The 15,101-nt window shown below is 59.8% G+C and carries 13 protein-coding genes, 4 tRNA genes and 1 pseudogene; 12 read left to right on the forward strand and 6 right to left on the reverse strand.

The window, feature by feature from the left end; all coding sequences use genetic code 11:
- Window positions 1-49: 49 nt before the first annotated feature.
- Together AC1RAC_RS13085 and AC1RAC_RS13090 are read right to left on the reverse strand one after the other, a co-directional pair.
- Complete coding sequence (locus AC1RAC_RS13085) at window positions 50-1,081, reverse strand: sensor histidine kinase (protein ID WP_014717755.1); 1,032 nt, start codon at window positions 1,079-1,081, stop codon at window positions 50-52.
- Window positions 1,081-1,845, reverse strand: coding sequence for a response regulator (locus AC1RAC_RS13090; protein WP_034127268.1), 765 nt, complete (start codon window positions 1,843-1,845; stop codon window positions 1,081-1,083). The genes AC1RAC_RS13085 and AC1RAC_RS13090 overlap by 1 nt, the downstream gene beginning before the upstream one ends.
- Before the next feature lie 259 nt (window positions 1,846-2,104).
- Here AC1RAC_RS13090 and pyrF point away from each other — a divergent pair, with 259 nt between their 5' ends.
- Window positions 2,105-2,803 carry an orotidine-5'-phosphate decarboxylase gene (gene pyrF / locus AC1RAC_RS13095; protein ID WP_003190068.1) on the forward strand — a complete coding sequence of 233 codons (699 nt, stop codon included), beginning with the start codon at window positions 2,105-2,107 and terminating at the stop codon, window positions 2,801-2,803.
- A 122-nt stretch (window positions 2,804-2,925) separates the two neighbouring features.
- Here pyrF and AC1RAC_RS13100 read toward each other — a convergent pair whose 3' ends face one another.
- Window positions 2,926-3,933 carry an NADP-dependent oxidoreductase gene (locus tag AC1RAC_RS13100; protein ID WP_089042713.1) on the reverse strand — a complete coding sequence of 336 codons (1,008 nt, stop codon included), beginning with the start codon at window positions 3,931-3,933 and terminating at the stop codon, window positions 2,926-2,928.
- A 228-nt stretch (window positions 3,934-4,161) separates the two neighbouring features.
- Here AC1RAC_RS13100 and AC1RAC_RS13105 point away from each other — a divergent pair, with 228 nt between their 5' ends.
- The 4 genes and pseudogenes from AC1RAC_RS13105 (at window position 4,162) to AC1RAC_RS13120 (ending at window position 8,617) form a co-directional block, all read left to right on the forward strand.
- Window positions 4,162-4,923, forward strand: a complete 762-nt coding sequence (locus AC1RAC_RS13105; RefSeq protein WP_003190072.1) for an SDR family oxidoreductase — start codon at window positions 4,162-4,164, stop codon at window positions 4,921-4,923.
- A gap of 200 nt (window positions 4,924-5,123) precedes the next feature.
- Complete coding sequence (locus AC1RAC_RS13110; RefSeq protein ID WP_054920050.1) at window positions 5,124-6,536, forward strand: aminotransferase-like domain-containing protein; 1,413 nt, start codon at window positions 5,124-5,126, stop codon at window positions 6,534-6,536.
- A 995-nt stretch (window positions 6,537-7,531) separates the two neighbouring features.
- Window positions 7,532-7,759 (forward strand): annotated as a pseudogene (locus AC1RAC_RS13115) (HAMP domain-containing protein); the annotation flags it as partial.
- A 15-nt stretch (window positions 7,760-7,774) separates the two neighbouring features.
- Window positions 7,775-8,617, forward strand: a complete 843-nt coding sequence (locus AC1RAC_RS13120; protein ID WP_370706333.1) for a methyl-accepting chemotaxis protein — start codon at window positions 7,775-7,777, stop codon at window positions 8,615-8,617.
- Between the two features lie 36 nt (window positions 8,618-8,653).
- On the opposite strand, the gene AC1RAC_RS13125 is transcribed toward AC1RAC_RS13120, so the two are convergent.
- Complete coding sequence (locus tag AC1RAC_RS13125; RefSeq protein ID WP_127881404.1) at window positions 8,654-9,466, reverse strand: alpha/beta fold hydrolase; 813 nt, start codon at window positions 9,464-9,466, stop codon at window positions 8,654-8,656.
- Window positions 9,467-9,758: 292 nt separating this feature from the next.
- The gene (locus AC1RAC_RS13130) at window positions 9,759-10,529 is read right to left on the reverse strand and encodes a hypothetical protein (protein WP_034127216.1); all 771 of its coding nucleotides are present in this window, start codon (window positions 10,527-10,529) and stop codon (window positions 9,759-9,761) included.
- Window positions 10,530-10,888: 359 nt separating this feature from the next.
- Between AC1RAC_RS13130 and AC1RAC_RS13135 the strand changes: the two genes are divergently transcribed.
- The 4 genes from AC1RAC_RS13135 to AC1RAC_RS13150 all read left to right on the forward strand — a co-directional run bounded on the left by AC1RAC_RS13135 (window position 10,889) and on the right by AC1RAC_RS13150 (window position 11,303).
- Window positions 10,889-10,964: transfer RNA gene (locus tag AC1RAC_RS13135), tRNA-Glu, on the forward strand.
- 3 nt (window positions 10,965-10,967) lie between these two features.
- Window positions 10,968-11,043: transfer RNA gene (locus AC1RAC_RS13140), tRNA-Gly, on the forward strand.
- 105 nt (window positions 11,044-11,148) lie between these two features.
- Window positions 11,149-11,224, forward strand: a tRNA-Glu gene (locus AC1RAC_RS13145).
- Window positions 11,225-11,227: 3 nt separating this feature from the next.
- Window positions 11,228-11,303, forward strand: a tRNA-Gly gene (locus AC1RAC_RS13150).
- 78 nt (window positions 11,304-11,381) lie between these two features.
- On the opposite strand, the gene AC1RAC_RS13155 is transcribed toward AC1RAC_RS13150, so the two are convergent.
- Entirely contained in the window at window positions 11,382-12,173 is a 792-nt protein-coding gene (locus AC1RAC_RS13155; RefSeq protein WP_054898854.1) for a helix-turn-helix transcriptional regulator, read from the reverse strand.
- Window positions 12,174-12,310: 137 nt separating this feature from the next.
- Between AC1RAC_RS13155 and AC1RAC_RS13160 the strand changes: the two genes are divergently transcribed.
- The 3 genes from AC1RAC_RS13160 to gltS all read left to right on the forward strand — a co-directional run bounded on the left by AC1RAC_RS13160 (window position 12,311) and on the right by gltS (window position 15,100).
- Complete coding sequence (locus tag AC1RAC_RS13160; protein WP_054898855.1) at window positions 12,311-13,414, forward strand: polyamine ABC transporter substrate-binding protein; 1,104 nt, start codon at window positions 12,311-12,313, stop codon at window positions 13,412-13,414.
- Window positions 13,415-13,436: 22 nt separating this feature from the next.
- Window positions 13,437-13,724, forward strand: coding sequence for a hypothetical protein (locus tag AC1RAC_RS13165; protein ID WP_054898856.1), 288 nt, complete (start codon window positions 13,437-13,439; stop codon window positions 13,722-13,724).
- A 164-nt stretch (window positions 13,725-13,888) separates the two neighbouring features.
- The gene (gene gltS, locus AC1RAC_RS13170) at window positions 13,889-15,100 is read left to right on the forward strand and encodes a sodium/glutamate symporter (protein ID WP_034127220.1); all 1,212 of its coding nucleotides are present in this window, start codon (window positions 13,889-13,891) and stop codon (window positions 15,098-15,100) included.
- The last annotated feature ends 1 nt before the right edge of the window (window position 15,101 follow it).

A 15,101-nucleotide genomic window follows, 5' to 3' on the forward strand; every position in this document is an offset into this window, starting at 1 on the left:
GCTCCTACATTTTTGGCCTCCCACAGGTGCAGGTCGTGCGACTGCCTTCTTAAACCCTCGGCAACCACATCACCGCCGTCAACCCACCGCCCGGTGTATCTTCCAGGCTCAGGTGGCCGCCGAGTCGCTCGACGGCCTCCCTGGCAATGGTCATCCCCAAACCGACCCCTCCGGAATTGCGGTTGCGCGACCCTTCCAGGCGAAAGAACGGCTCGAACACCGCTTCGCGCTTATCGGCGGCGATTCCCGGGCCGTGGTCGATCACCCGGATTACCAACGCACCGCGGCTGTCGGCCAGTTCCACCCGGGCGGTGCCGGCATAGCGCAGGGCGTTATCGATCAAATTGTTCAGGCATGAACGCAGGGCCATCGGCTGTACCTGCAACGGCGTACAGGTGCCGGCAAACTGCACGTCGCGGCCTTGGTCCTGGGCGTTTTCACTCAGGGATTCCACCAACGCCTGTACATCGAGCCAATGCCGTGTCTCGCTGGTGCGCTGTTCGTGCAGGTAGCTCAAGGTGGCATCCAGCATGCCGATCATGTCGTCCAGGTCCTGGCGCATCTGGCCTTGCAGCTTGGGGTCTTCGATCTGTTCCAGGCGCAGCTTGAGGCGCGAGAGGGGGGTGCGCAGGTCATGGGAGACGGCGCCGAGCATGCGGGCGCGCTGGCTGACTTGTTCGCGGATGCGCTTTTGCATCAGGTTGAAGGTCGAGGCCGCTTGGCGTGCTTCGCGAGGGCCGGTTTCCACCAGGGGCGGGCTGTCGAGGTCGACGCTCAGGCGCTCGGCCGCTGCGCTCAGGCGCTGGATTGGCCGGCTCAGCAGTTTGGCGCCGTACCAGGCAGCGATGATCAGCGAGATAAATTGAAATGTCAGGGGCACAACCGGGCCGCCGAACCAGGGGCGAGGCGCTTTGCGCAAGGGCGTGAGGCTGCCATCTGGTTGTTCGACGAAGGCCGCGCGGGGTGGTGGCGGCGGGCCGTAGTGGTGGAACCAGAAGAACGCCAGCACATGGGCCAGCACAATCGCCACCAGCAACAGGCCGAACAGTCGCCCGAACAGCGTGTTGAAGGGCGCGCGCATCAACCGATATCCCGGGCGTCGAACAGGTAACCTTCGCCGCGTACGGTCTTGATCAGTTGCGGAGCCTTGGGGTCATCCCCCAGCTTCTGACGCAGGCGCGACACCAGCAAGTCGATGCTGCGATCAAAGGCCTCGATAGAGCGCCCACGGGCCGCGTCCAACAGCTGTTCGCGGCTCAGCACACGGCGCGGGCGTTCGATGAACACCCACAACAAACGAAACTCGGCGTTGGACAGCGGCACCACCAGGCCATCATCGGCCACCAACTGGCGCAGCACGCTGTTCAGGCGCCAATTGTCGAAACGGATATTGGCCCGCTGTTCGGTGCGGTCATCACGCACCCGGCGCAGGATTGTCTGGATACGCGCGACCAGTTCCCGGGGTTCGAACGGCTTGGACATATAGTCGTCTGCCCCCAGTTCCAGGCCGATGATGCGGTCTGTGGGTTCGCAGCGGGCGGTGAGCATCAGGATCGGAATGTCCGACTCGGCGCGCAGCCAGCGGCACAATGTCAGCCCGTCTTCGCCCGGCAGCATCAGGTCGAGCACCACCACATCGAAGGTCTCCGCTTGCATGGCTTGGCGCATGGCGGTGCCGTCGGTGACGCCTGAGGCGAGGATATTGAAGCGTGCCAGGTAGTCGATCAGCAGTTCGCGGATCGGTACGTCGTCGTCGACAATCAGCGCGCGGGTGTTCCAGCGCTTGTCTTCGGCGATCACCGCGTCTTTTGGCGCTTCGTTTACAGGGTCGCAAGGGGTATGCATAGCGAGGTCATCTGCCTGGTTGTGGCTGTCAGCATAGGCGCCCAGTTCCAGGGCTGGAAGTGCTGGGCGGGCGGTCATGTGCGCGAGGCTAGCCGGACGGCGTATTGAGGGCATGTCGTGAATGTATCGGGGCTGAAACAATCATCCTGAATCGCCTATATTGGGCGCTTGATCGGTATTTACCGATCATCGGATCCCGCAACGGCGCTGCTTGCGCTACAATCCGCGCCGATTTCGACTTGCCTGAGAGCCCATTCCAATGTCCGTCTGCCAGACTCCTATCATCGTCGCCCTGGATTACCCCACCCGTGACGCCGCACTGAAGCTGGCTGACCAGTTGGACCCCAAGCTTTGCCGGGTCAAGGTCGGCAAGGAACTGTTCACCAGTTGCGCGGCGGAAATCGTCGGCACCCTGCGTGACAAAGGCTTCGAAGTGTTCCTGGATCTGAAATTCCATGACATCCCCAACACCACGGCGATGGCCGTCAAAGCCGCGGCCGAGATGGGCGTGTGGATGGTCAATGTGCACTGCTCCGGTGGCCTGCGCATGATGAGCGCCTGCCGCGAAGTGCTGGAACAGCGCAGCGGCCCAAAACCGTTGTTGATCGGTGTAACCGTGCTCACCAGCATGGAGCGCGAGGACCTGGCGGGCATTGGCCTGGATATCGAGCCGCAGGTTCAGGTGTTGCGCCTGGCAGCCCTGGCGCAGAAAGCCGGCCTCGACGGCCTGGTGTGCTCAGCCCTGGAAGCCCAGGCCCTGAAGAACGCTCACCCCTCGCTGCAACTGGTGACACCGGGTATCCGTCCTACCGGCAGCGCCCAGGATGACCAGCGCCGCATCCTGACCCCACGCCAGGCCCTGGATGCGGGCTCTGACTATCTGGTGATTGGCCGTCCGATCAGCCAGGCAGCGGATCCTGCCAAGGCGTTGGCAGCAGTCGTCGCCGAGATCGCCTGATTTTTAGAGCGGCAAAAATGTGGGAGCTGGCTTGCCTGCGATAGTATCAACTCGGTATCACTTAAAGACCGAGTTGCTTGCATCGCAGGCAAGCCAGCTCCCACATCTGTTTTTGTGGTGTGTCAGCTGACTTTGAGCACCAACTTCCCGAAGTTCTCGCCATTGAACAGCTTCATCAGCGTTTCCGGGAATGTCTCCAGCCCTTCGACAATATCTTCCTTGCTCTTGAGCTTGCCCTGGGCCATCCAACCGGCCATTTCCTGGCCCGCCGCCGCGAAGTTCGCCGCGTGGTCCATAACCACAAAGCCTTCCATGCGCGCACGATTGACCAGCAATGACAGGTAGTTGGCCGGGCCTTTGACCGCTTCCTTGTTGTTGTACTGGCTGATTGCGCCGCAAATCACTACGCGGGCTTTGAGCGCCAGGCGGCTGAGCACGGCGTCGAGAATATCGCCGCCGACGTTATCGAAATACACGTCCACGCCTTTGGGGCACTCGCGCTTGAGGGCGGCGGGCACGTCTTCAGTTTTGTAGTCGATGGCGGCGTCGAAGCCCAGCTCATCCACCAGGAACTTGCACTTTTCGGCGCCACCGGCGATCCCCACCACGCGACAGCCTTTGAGCTTGGCGATCTGCCCGGCGATGCTACCCACGGCACCGGCAGCACCGGAGATCACCACGGTGTCACCGGTTTTCGGGGCGCCGGTTTCCAGCAGGGCAAAGTACGCCGTCATGCCGGTCATGCCCAGGGCGGACAGGTAGCGGGGCAGAGGTGCCAGCTTGGGGTCCACCTTATAGAAACCACGGGGCTCGCCGAGGAAGTAATCCTGCACGCCCAGTGCACCGTTCACGTAGTCCCCCACCGCGAAGTTCGGATGCTTCGAGGCAATCACCTTGCCTACGCCCAAGGCGCGCATCACTTCGCCGATGCCTACTGGTGGGATGTAGGACTTGCCTTCATTCATCCAGCCACGCATGGCCGGGTCGAGGGACAGGTATTCATTGCGCACCAGCACTTGGCCGTCCTGGGGTTCGCCCACTGGCACTTCCTGGTAAGTGAAGGTCTCTCGCGTGGCGGCACCGACCGGGCGTTTGGCGAGCAGAAATTGGCGATTGGTCTGGGCGGTCATGGCAAGGACTCTTTAGAAATGGAACATGAGTGATAGACCCTCAGTGGCAGAAGGGCAAGGGTGTGCGGAGCCGGCGAATGCCCGGCAATAGGCCTCGCTGATAGTCAGGCAGGCGGCTTTATCACTGCGATTCATGCAGCGCCAACCGGCCTTCTGATAGTGCTGACGCGCGGCTGCCGGCGTTGGCTAGACTCGCTCCACCGTTACTAACCCCACAGGACAGTTCCCATGAGCATGACGTTTTCCGGCCAGGTCGCCTTGGTGACCGGCGCCGCTGCTGGTATTGGCCGCGCCACCGCGCTGGCATTCGCCGCCGAAGGCTTGAAGGTGGTGGTCGCGGACCTTGATGTGGCAGGAGGCGAGGGCACTGTGGCACTGATCCACCAGGCCGGTGGCGAAGGGATATTTGTGCGCTGCAACGTCACGCTCGACACGGACGTGCAGCAATTGATGGCACAGACCGTCGCCACCTATGGGCGCCTGGACTACGCCTTCAACAACGCCGGCATCGAAATCGAAAAGGGCAAACTGGCTGACGGCAGTCTTGATGAATTCGATGCGATCATGGGGGTTAACGTCAAAGGCGTGTGGCTGTGCATGAAGTATCAGTTGCCGTTGCTGTTGGCCCAGGGCGGCGGGGCCATCGTTAACACCGCATCGGTGGCGGGGCTGGGGGCGGCACCGAAGATGAGCATCTATGCGGCGTCCAAGCATGCGGTGATTGGCCTGACCAAATCGGCGGCCATCGAGTACGCGAAGAAGAAAATTCGCGTGAATGCCGTCTGCCCGGCCGTGATTGATACCGACATGTTTCGTCGCGCCTATGAGGCCGACCCACGCAAGGCTGAGTTTGCCGCAGCCATGCACCCGGTGGGACGCATTGGCAAGGTTGAGGAAATCGCCAGCGCCGTGTTGTACCTGTGCAGTGATGGCGCAGCGTTTACCACCGGTCAGGCCCTGGCGGTGGACGGTGGCGCGACGGCGATCTAGGACCGCGCTTGGCACGCTGTTTGAAAAGAGCGCGGGGTGATGTGGGGCGTTTCCATAGCTGGCAGAGTGCCGTGGCTGAATATGTTTCCGAAGGTAAATAATCTAATAAAATCAATACTTTAATAAAACTTGGCGACCGGTTTTACCAGGCTTCTGTGCTTAACTGTTTTGGGTTAACAGACAGTTTAAGTGAGTGGCTCATGGATTTAGGGATCGATCGACAAGCCCTGGTACCGGTTGTTCAGCAGATCGTCGGCGCGGTGGCAGAATGGATTCGCAAGGAGGGGGTGAGCCCTGGCACACGCTTGCCGTCCATTCGCCAATTGGCCCTCGATAACCTGCTGAGCCAGTCCAGCGTGATCGAGGCATTCGAGCGCTTGGTGGCCCAGGGGCTGCTGGCTCCCAGGCAGGGTTCGGGGTTCGTGGTGGCGCATCCCGCCACGGCCCACGAAAACCATTGGTATGAAGGTGCGGAACAAGGCTGGGGTGCATTTACCGATAGCCCGCTGGGCGAGCTGAAGTTGGGCTGCGGTTGGTTACCCGACACTTGGCGCGAAAGCGATGACATCAGCTACGCGATCCGTGAACTGAGCCGCACCGACACTGGTGGCCTGTTCAACTACAGCACACCCTTGGGGCTGCCGGCGTTGCGCGAACAACTGCTCAAGCGCCTGACGCAGATTCACGTGCCCGCCAGCCTGGACTGTATCCTGACCACCCATGGCGCCAGCCATGCCCAGGACCTGCTGATACGCACGTTGCTCAAACCCGGTGATGAGGTGGTGGTCGAAACACCCGGGTATGGCAATCTCTACCGCCAACTGGCCTTTCGGGGGGTCACGCTGCTGCAAGTGCCACGTGCCCATGGCGGCCCGGATATCCCGGCATTGGAAGCGCTGCTGCAAACCCATCGGCCCAAGTGCCTGTTCATCAACAGCCTGTATCACAACCCCACCGGCACCAGCCTGTGCCGTCCGGTGGCGGAGCGGTTGTTGGAGCTGGCCCGCGAACTCGACTTCCTGATTATCGAAGAGGATGTGTACGGCGACCTGCAGCATGCCAGTTGCACGCGCTTGTCAGCGCTGGCCCATGATGACCGGGTGATCTATGTGTCGAGCTTTTCCAAGACCCTGAGCAGCGCCCTGCGCGTGGGTTACCTGTGTGCCAGTGCTGCGATCATTACGCAATTGGCCCAGCTCAAGACCCTGACAGGCATCGGCACTTCACGGTTTGCCGAAGCCATGGTGGCGACGTTGCTGAGTAACGGCACTTACCGTAAGTGGGTGCAGCGCCTGCGCAAGCGCTTGAATGCGCAGATGGCCGCCACGTTGCAGGTACTGGAGGATGAAGAGTGGCAGGTATTTGCCGCACCCGCGGGCGGGATGTTCCTGTGGGCACGACCAGGCATGGCCGACCCCTTGCGGTTGCAAGCCTGCGCCCAGCGGCTGGGTGTGTTGCTGTCGCCCGGCGCATTGTTCAGCCCCACGGGTGAGCGCAGCGAATGGTTACGCATCAATGTGGCCTACGCGGCTGATCAACGTGCATTGACGCTGTTCCGAGCCATGGGCGCGGCAAGATCGACCTCGACCATTCTGAAAACGACGCGCATGTAGCTTTTTGCCATTATTCCGGCGCCAGCGGCTTGTGCTCAGTGCCTCGGGGTTGCGAATCTCGCTGCTTGTAAACCTGGCTTATGGCATTTGCCATTGCAAGAGGATCAAGTGCAATGATTTCGGGCGTGCAACGACGTTTCGCCAACCTCGGTATGGCAAAAAAACTCGGCTTGGGGTTTACCCTGGTACTGCTGCTGACGGCCTTGGTAGCGGCCATCGGTGTGTGGTCCCTGCAGACCATCGGCCAGCGCTTCGAAGGCCTCACGTCGATGTCCACGCTCAACAGCGACCTGCTCAAGGTGCGCGTGATCGAGCAGGACTATGCGTTGCACGCCGACCCCAAGGCCGTTGATGCCCTGCATGCCAGTGTCGATGCGCTGCTGGCCCAGGCCACGCGTCTCAAGGCTCGGTCTGCCAGCAACGAGCGAGTGATGGGTGACGTTGAGCAAGCCTTGGTCGCCTATCGCCAGGCATTCGATGAGTTCGTCGAGTTGACTCAGACCAAGGACCTCGCCCTGGAAATGGCCAGTTGGTCGGTGTCCAGCGTGGCCAATAACCTGGATGTGCTGCAAGCCGGGCTGGCGGACGACGGTGCCTATGGCCTCAAGGAAAGCCAAGGCAAGGAGGGCGCGGAGTTTATCGAGCAGGCGGGGCAGGTCAGCCAGGTGTCGCGTCTGATGTTGCAGGCCATGAACGAGGCGCGGGTGCGCCTGGATCAGAGCCGCAGGGCGGACGCAGACGACGCCGGGCAGGGCAAGATCGAGCAAGCCGACCAGGCCCTGGCTGAAGTCGAGAAACTCAAAACCACGGTCAAGGACCCCGGCTACCAGACCGTGCTCAATGAAGTCTCCGGGCATATCGCGTCGTTCAGTGACAAGCTCGGCGAATACACCGGGCTGTTGGCCCAGGAAAAAGTGGTCTACACCCAGTTGCATGACCGCGCCGAGCAAGTGGTGAATCGGGTCAACCAGGCGTACGCCGCCGAAGACCAGTCCATGCAAACGCAGTTGCAGCACAGCACGCTGCTGATCATCGGTTCATCTGCCCTGGCGCTGCTGGTGGGCTTGATCGCTGCATGGGTGATCACCCGCTTGATTGTTGCGCCGTTGCGGGCGGTGATCGCCGTGGCTCAGCAGATCGCCTCGGGTGACCTGAGTGGGCGCATGGAGATCAGCCGGCGTGATGAAATCGGCCAACTGATGCAGGCGATGCAGCAGATGGGCAACAACTTGAGCCAGATGGTCAGCGGGTTGCAGGCGGGGATCGAACAGCTCGCCAGCTCCGCGCATTCATTGTCCAGCGTCACCGAGCAAACCACTGCCGAAGTCAGCAACCAGAAGGACGAAACCGAGCAAGTCGCCACGGCGATGAACCAGATGACCGCCACGGTGCACGATGTGGCACGCAATGCCGAGCAGGCTGCCCAAGCCGCACAGACCGCGGATGCCAAGGTCGATAGCGGCCAGCAGGTGGTGCGCATGAGCCTGCAGCGTATCGAGTTGCTGGCCACATCCAGCAACAGTGCCAGCGCCAGTATCGAAAGCCTCAGCGCGCAAATCCAGAATATAGGTACCGTCTTGAGCGTGATCCAGAGCGTGGCCGAACAGACCAACTTGTTGGCTTTGAACGCTGCGATTGAGGCGGCGCGTGCTGGTGAGCAGGGGCGTGGCTTTGCAGTGGTGGCCGATGAAGTGCGGGCATTGGCCAAGCGCACCCAGCAATCGACCGAGGAAATCGAACGGCTGGTCAGCACGCTGCGCAGTGCGGCGCAGTCCTCGGTGCAGCAGATCCAGCAGAGTGGCGAGCTGGTGAAGCTGGCGGTCAGTGATGCGCTGGAAACCGAAGGGGCCTTGGGCAGCATTGCGGCGGCTGTTTCATTGATCCAGCAGATGAACCAACAGATCGCCGCTGCCGCCGAGGAGCAAAGCTCGGTGGCTGAAGAGATCAACCGCAGCGTCACCAGTATTCGGGCGAGTGCCGATCATTCGGCGTTGAGCATGCAAGGCAATGCCGCCTCGAGCATCCAGTTGGCGCAGTTGGGCGCGCAACTCAAGGGGATGGTGGGGCATTTCCGCCTTTGATCGCAGCGTAGGCGCTGCGATCTGAGGGCGGGGCGATCAGGCGTGGTTGGCGAGGAAGGACAGCAGCGCCTCGTTGACGAAGTCGGGGTTCTCGCGGCTTGAGATATGCCCAGCCTCGGGGATCAGGATCAGGTCGCAACCAATCTGGTCGGCCATTTCCTTGGATTCTGCAGGTGGCCGGGGTTTGTCCTGTTCGCCGCACATCACCAAGGTGGTGTCGGCGTCCAAGCCAGGTAATTGCTCCAGGATGTCTTCGCGGCTGAAGATCAGGCGGCCCAGCGGCACGATACTGTCCAACAAACGTTCTCTGGGGAAGTCTTGCAGTGACTGGCGAAAATCCCGGTACAGCGCGGATTCGCGGTCGATGCCCGGGCGGAAGAAGATCGGTGCGATCACATCCAGCAACGGTTCCGGGATCGCCCCGGCGTCTTCAATCATCTTGAACAGGGAGAAATAGTACTGGCGCGTTGCTTCGGGTTCGGCCCCGAGGTAGGTGTCCATCAGCACTACGCTGTTGATGCGCTCGGGAGCCTGCAATGCCAGGCGTGCGCCCCACATGCCGCCGACCGAGAGGCCCACCAGGTTGGCTTGCTCGATATTCAGGTGATCCAGCAACGCCAGGGCCTGGCGGGCGAGGTCATCCAGGGAATGAGTGGGTGCTGGCAACGGCCCGGACTCACCGTGGCCCCACAACTCGGGGACGATCACGCGGTATTGCTGCGACAGCGCTTCAATCTGCGGCGCCCACATGTCGCTGGCCCACAGGTAACTCGAACCCAGTAGCACGACAGGGCCGGCGCCCTGGTCGATATAGTGCAGCGGTTGTCCATCAATCACGGCGACAGGCATAACAGGCCTCTAATTTCACGGAGTGAGGGGCACTTTTTTACGCTAGTCGGGAGCGGGGGGATAGGTGCACATTGATGGCATGTGATGATTTCACTGTGGGAGCTGGCTTGCCTGCGATGAAGGCCTGCCAGCCGATGCTCACCTACCTGACACCCCACAATCCCACTGTGGGAGCGGGCTTGCTCGCGAAAGCGGTGTGTCAGTCAACATCAATGTTTGCTGGGCCGACGTCTTCGTAGGCAAGCCACCACCTTTGATCTTCGTTGCTATGAGCATTGCGTTCGCGATGCCATCAATCGTAGATCGCTTTCTTCTTCCACTCGGCGTCGGCATCGACGACTTTCAAGCCCTCGGTCAGCTCGTTGACTTCGTCCTCGGCCGGCTTGCTGTTGGTCAGCACTGTGGAGTTGGCGCGCGCCAGTTGGGACTCCAGCAGTTGCAACTGGGCGCTGTAGAGCACCGGCTCCGGTTGTTTGCGCAGGTACTGCACGCCGCGCTCGAACGCCAGGCGTGCCTGGCCGGGTTGGCCTTGCAGCAGGGCGTGCTGGCCGAGGTTGTTGAAAAACTCGATATGCAGCAGCACCAGGATATGACGGATTTCCTTGATCCAGTGCTTGGCCTCGTTGGTCGGCAGGAAGCCATCCTGGGCGGCGCGGGTGACTTGGCCGTGCAGGGCTTCGAGCAGGAAGCGCACGTCCTTGGCCTTGGCTTCGGTCTGGATCGGGGCCGGTGGGTTGGGCACCGGAATCGATTCGCCTTGGGCGATCAGCGCATTCAGTTCGTTGATGCGGGCCTTGAGCGGTGTGCTGGACTTGTTGAGGTTCAACAGGCGCTGGTTGACGTTCAGTTCCAGGCGAGCCAGCAACAGCTTGAGCGCTGGGGTCATCAGTTGGCCGGGGAAGGTCTCGGTGATTTCACCGCAGCGACGCAGCCGATCGTTAAGCTCGATCTCGGTACGCTTCTTTTCCAGCTTGTTGTTTTCCACCACGTGGTTCATGTAGCCAATGGCGATCAGTATTACGATCCCGGCTATTACCAGCAGGGTGATCATGAGTGGTGTCACCGGTGTGACCTCTTTAATAGGGTGTGCTGTGGAGTGTAGTGACTGGGTCATCCGGCGGATAGGACCGATCGACCAGTTGCCCAGGTGATTTCTTCTATATAGGTAGGCGCTTCCTGAATGGATGCACATTGCCATCATTTGTCAGGGTGAACTATAGCGTCTTGTCGAACGCCAGAATATAGGCGCCAAGGCTCGGACGGTGCCAATGCCCGCGAAGGCCGTGAAACCATGGCGAAGTCATTGATTTAAATAAATTTATCCTTGGGGGTTGACGACCTTTCAATCCATCCATAGAATGCGCGCCACTTACAGCGTAAAGCACACAGCGAAACGCGGTAGGGAGTGAATGTTGTAGGTGTGTCCCCTTCGTCTAGTGGCCTAGGACACCGCCCTTTCACGGCGGTAACAGGGGTTCGAGTCCCCTAGGGGACGCCATATGCGGGAATAGCTCAGTTGGTAGAGCACGACCTTGCCAAGGTCGGGGTCGCGAGTTCGAGTCTCGTTTCCCGCTCCAATTTACAAGCAGTGTGGCCTTCGGGCGGCATTGAGTGAAACCAGGACCAAGTCTTCGGACAAGGCCTCTGGGCACTGGAACACACACCATGTGTTTCAGTAGCGTGTCCCCTTCGTCTAGTGGCCTAGGACACCGCCCTTTCACGGCGGTAACAGGGGTTCGAGTCCCCTAGGGGACGCCATTTGCGGGAATAGCTCAGTTGGTAGAGCACGACCTTGCCAAGGTCGGGGTCGCGAGTTCGAGTCTCGTTTCCCGCTCCATATTTAACGAAAACGCCGATCAGTGATGATCGGCGTTTTTGTTTGTGCGCAATTTACTTCGCCAGCGCACCACCCCGTTCAAAGCGTCGAAGGGATCTCTTGCCGTGGCATGAAAAAACGCGCAAACAGTTCGGACTGAGATTTGATATTCAGCTTGCTGTAGATGTTGCGGCGGTGGACCTTGATGGTTTCTGTCGACAGCGACAGCTTGCCGGCGATCTCTTTGTTGGAGAACCCACTGAGGAGTAACTTGAGCACGTCCTTTTCACGTGCCGTTACTTGTGTTTCCAACTGAGTAAGTGCCTCGGCCCATGGGGCCGGCTCGGCGAGGTTTTTCGTCGGGTCAGTTTCAAAAAACATGCGTTGATGCATCAATGCCGTCACCCACGGCTTGATCAGGTCCAATACTGTTATCTGCGCCTGGGTGAATCGCAGGTTGCTGCCAAACGACATGCACAGCGTTGTGCCAGCATCGAGCCGTACATTGTATTGCGCCTCATCGACCGAGATGTATTGCGCGAAATATTGTTGGTAGTACTCGGTTTCCCGGAAGTGTTCCGGCGCAATATCGAGCAGATGGAAGAACCCGCTCTGTGGGTTTTCTCGATCAGCGATATAGAACGGGTCCAGCAGATACAGGCCTTTCACATAGCGGTGAATAAAGGCGTCGATTTCTTCGCTGTCTGCTACTTCGGGCAGGCTGATCACGCGCACCGCGTGGTCGCCAAAAACCAGCACCACCCAATTGTCTATCTGCACATATTCATTCAATACGCGAATCAACGAACTCCAGAACTCCGGGCGATTGAGCTGCATGATCAGTTTTCCAACCGATCGGTGCCAAGCCAGGCTATGAAGGTCAAGCGACATGTTCTACCCCTTTAGGGTTAGGGCTTTGCAGGCCAGAGCTAAGTACTTGTAGGTATTTACTATTCGTTGATGCTCGGTATATTCACCCCGAGCTTACGATAGCCATGAAGGCGTGTCGTGTGGACAGGGATAGTCATATGAGTCGAGCACACTTGCGAGCTATTTTTTTAGCTTCGCTCCTGGGGGCTGCAACCAGCACGCCCGCAGCCGCCGCTGAATCTTCGGTGTATCTGTATAACTGGTTCGGGTTTCTTGAACCGCAGACGCCCAGGCAATTCCAGCAGGAGACCGGCATCAAGCTGCATATGGATGCTTTCGACAGCGCCGAAATCATGCAGAGCAAGGTCATGGCTGGGCGCACCGGCTATGACCTGGTCGTGGCCACCTCCAATGTATTACCCGGCTTGATCAAGGCTGGGGTGCTGCAGCCGCTGGATCGCGCGCAGTTGAGTAACCTTTCGCACACCGACCCTGACATCCTCTCCCTGCTGGCGGTCAATGACCCAGGCAATCGCTACGCCGTGCCCTATGTCTGGGGTACCACTGGCATTGGCTACGACGTGGATAAAGTCAAGGCGGCGCTGGGCGATGACGCCCCGGTGGATAGTTGGGACCTGATCTTCAAAGAAGAAAACATCAGCAAGCTCAAGTCTTGTGGCGTAGCCATGCTCGACTCCCCCAGCGAAATCATTTCGATCGCCTTGCACTACCTGGGGTTGCCCAGTAACAGTACCGATCCAGAGGATTACCAGAAGGCCCAGGCGCTGCTGTTGAAAATCCGTCCCTATGTGCTCTATTTCGACTCGTCCAGAATCGACGCCGACCTGGCGGACGGCAATATCTGTGCAGTCGTCGGCTGGGCCAATGGTGCGCTGGCCGCTCAGGCGATTAATGAAAAGTCCAACAGCGGCCGCAAGATTGCCTACAGCCTGCCGCGCGAAGGCGCCTTGGTCTGGTCTGAAAACTGGGTGTTGCTCAAGGATGCTCGCCACCCAAAGGCCGCTCTGGCGTTCATCAACTACATGCTGCAGCCGCAGGTGATAGCCAAGACGTCCAACTACATGCTCTATCCCAACGCCAACAAAGATGCCACTGAGTTCGTCGAGCAAAAGTTGCGGGATAACCCTTGGATTTATCCCGATAAAAAGACCATGGCCACACTGGTTCCGCTTGAGCCCTTGCCGCTGAAGGCGGAGCGCATTCGCACACGGGTCTGGACCAAGGTCAAAAGCGGTACGTGACGGGGTCGGGGAGGGAGACAGCATGCGCCAGGGTCGTGATCAGCGTTATTTAGAGTCGGACGACTACAAGGCCTACAAAGAGATTGAAGAACAGATCGGCCTCTGTACGCCAGAGCAAGCCTGGGCCATGTATTACGTTTCGACGGGCATGGTGCGTGAAAACATTACCCTGGCCGTGATGGAGCACATTGGCCGGGGCAATCGTGCCCTGTTGCTTGAGTTTCCAGACCTGGTGCGAATCGCAGGGCGTGACGCTGAGCCGGGGGAGATCGCCTCCAACTGGCCTCTGCTGCGAAGGCGTCGTCGGTAAGTCTACTCTGCTTATCTCTGGAGGGGCGAGGTGCAGGCGGTTGTAGGTTATTATTGTGAGGCTTGTAGGGAAAGTCTGTGTTTTTTGTGGGGGCGATACCTTTTCGCCCTGTGCTCTCTACTCTGGCCACCCATTCTCCTTGTCCACTTCAGAGAACTGACCGGATGCTTCAACTCGATTTCTATTCAACCCTCGTTGCCGCTTCACTGGTGCTATTGCTGGGGCGCGGGCTTGTGGCTCGCATCGGCTTCTTACGTACCTACAACATTCCGGAACCAGTAGCCGGTGGCCTGTTGGTCGCCATGCTGCTCCTGGCGTTGCGCGCGTTTGCCGATATCGAAGTACGCTTCGATCCTTCATTGCAAACCCCGTTGATGCTGGCGTTCTTTGCCACTATCGGTTTGAACGCCGATTTTGCCAGCCTGAAGAAAGGCGGGCGGATCCTGGCGGTGTTTCTGCTGGTGGTAACGGGCTTGCTGGTGGTGCAAAACGCCATGGGTATCGCGCTGGCCTCGGCGCTCGGGCTTGACCCATTGATGGGCCTGCTTGCGGGCTCGGTGACCTTGTCCGGTGGGCATGGCACCGGTGCGGCTTGGGGCGCGGTGTTCAGTGAGCAGTATGGCGTGGCGTCTGCGTCTGAATTAGCGATTGCCTCGGCGACCTTTGGCCTGGTGCTCGGTGGACTGATCGGCGGGCCCGTGGCGCGTTTTCTGATCAAGCGGGTCGAGGTTCCAGGTATTGGGCAACCGCAATCGAGCCTGGCCAAGGGGTTCGAGCAACCGAACGAAGAGCGCCTGATCACCGCGTTTTCGTTTATCGAGACCCTGGCGCTGGTGGCGATCAGCCTGCAGGGCGGCAACTTGTTGAATGCCGCCATCCAAGGCACCGCTTTCGAACTGCCGACGTTCGTGTGCGTATTGTTCGTCGGTGTGGTGCTGCGCAATGGGCTGTCGATGCTCGGCTGGCATCAGGTGTTCGAACGCGAAGTCTCGGTGCTGGGCAATGTCAGTTTGTCGTTGTTCCTGGCGATGGCGCTGATGTCACTCAAGCTCTGGGACTTGGCGGCACTGGCTTTGCCCATTGTCGTTCTGCTGGCCGCACAGGCATTGCTGATGGCGCTGTTCGCGATTTTCGTGACGTTCCGGGTGATGGGCCGAAACTACGATGCGGCGGTGCTGGCGGCAGGCCATTGCGGCTTCGGGCTAGGCGCCACGCCTACGGCGATTGCCAATATGCAGGCGGTGACGCAGCGCTTCGGGCCTTCGCAGATCGCGTTTCTGGTGGTGCCGATGGTGGGCGCGTTCTTCATCGATATCGCTAACGCGGTGGTGATCAAGTTGTACCTGGCGCTGCCATTTCTAGGGGCCGCAGGGTAAG

This window comes from Pseudomonas sp. GW823-FHT02F05, assembly GCF_058797315.1.

Excerpts from the sequence above, each read along its gene's own strand:
- AC1RAC_RS13085 (WP_014717755.1), bottom strand. The coding sequence starts at position 1,081 with ATGCGCGCGCCCTTCAACACGCTGTTCGGGCGACTGTTCGGCCTGTTG.
- gltS (WP_034127220.1), top strand. The coding sequence starts at position 13,889 with ATGCTTCAACTCGATTTCTATTCAACCCTCGTTGCCGCTTCACTGGTG.
- AC1RAC_RS13165 (WP_054898856.1), top strand. The coding sequence starts at position 13,437 with ATGCGCCAGGGTCGTGATCAGCGTTATTTAGAGTCGGACGACTACAAG.
- AC1RAC_RS13100 (WP_089042713.1), bottom strand. The coding sequence starts at position 3,933 with ATGACCGCCCAGACCAATCGCCAATTTCTGCTCGCCAAACGCCCGGTC.
- AC1RAC_RS13105 (WP_003190072.1), top strand. The coding sequence starts at position 4,162 with ATGAGCATGACGTTTTCCGGCCAGGTCGCCTTGGTGACCGGCGCCGCT.
- pyrF (WP_003190068.1), top strand. The coding sequence starts at position 2,105 with ATGTCCGTCTGCCAGACTCCTATCATCGTCGCCCTGGATTACCCCACC.
- AC1RAC_RS13110 (WP_054920050.1), top strand. The coding sequence starts at position 5,124 with ATGGATTTAGGGATCGATCGACAAGCCCTGGTACCGGTTGTTCAGCAG.
- AC1RAC_RS13160 (WP_054898855.1), top strand. The coding sequence starts at position 12,311 with ATGAGTCGAGCACACTTGCGAGCTATTTTTTTAGCTTCGCTCCTGGGG.
- AC1RAC_RS13155 (WP_054898854.1), bottom strand. The coding sequence starts at position 12,173 with ATGTCGCTTGACCTTCATAGCCTGGCTTGGCACCGATCGGTTGGAAAA.
- AC1RAC_RS13120 (WP_370706333.1), top strand. The coding sequence starts at position 7,775 with ATGGTCAGCGGGTTGCAGGCGGGGATCGAACAGCTCGCCAGCTCCGCG.
- AC1RAC_RS13125 (WP_127881404.1), bottom strand. The coding sequence starts at position 9,466 with ATGCCTGTCGCCGTGATTGATGGACAACCGCTGCACTATATCGACCAG.
- AC1RAC_RS13090 (WP_034127268.1), bottom strand. The coding sequence starts at position 1,845 with ATGCATACCCCTTGCGACCCTGTAAACGAAGCGCCAAAAGACGCGGTG.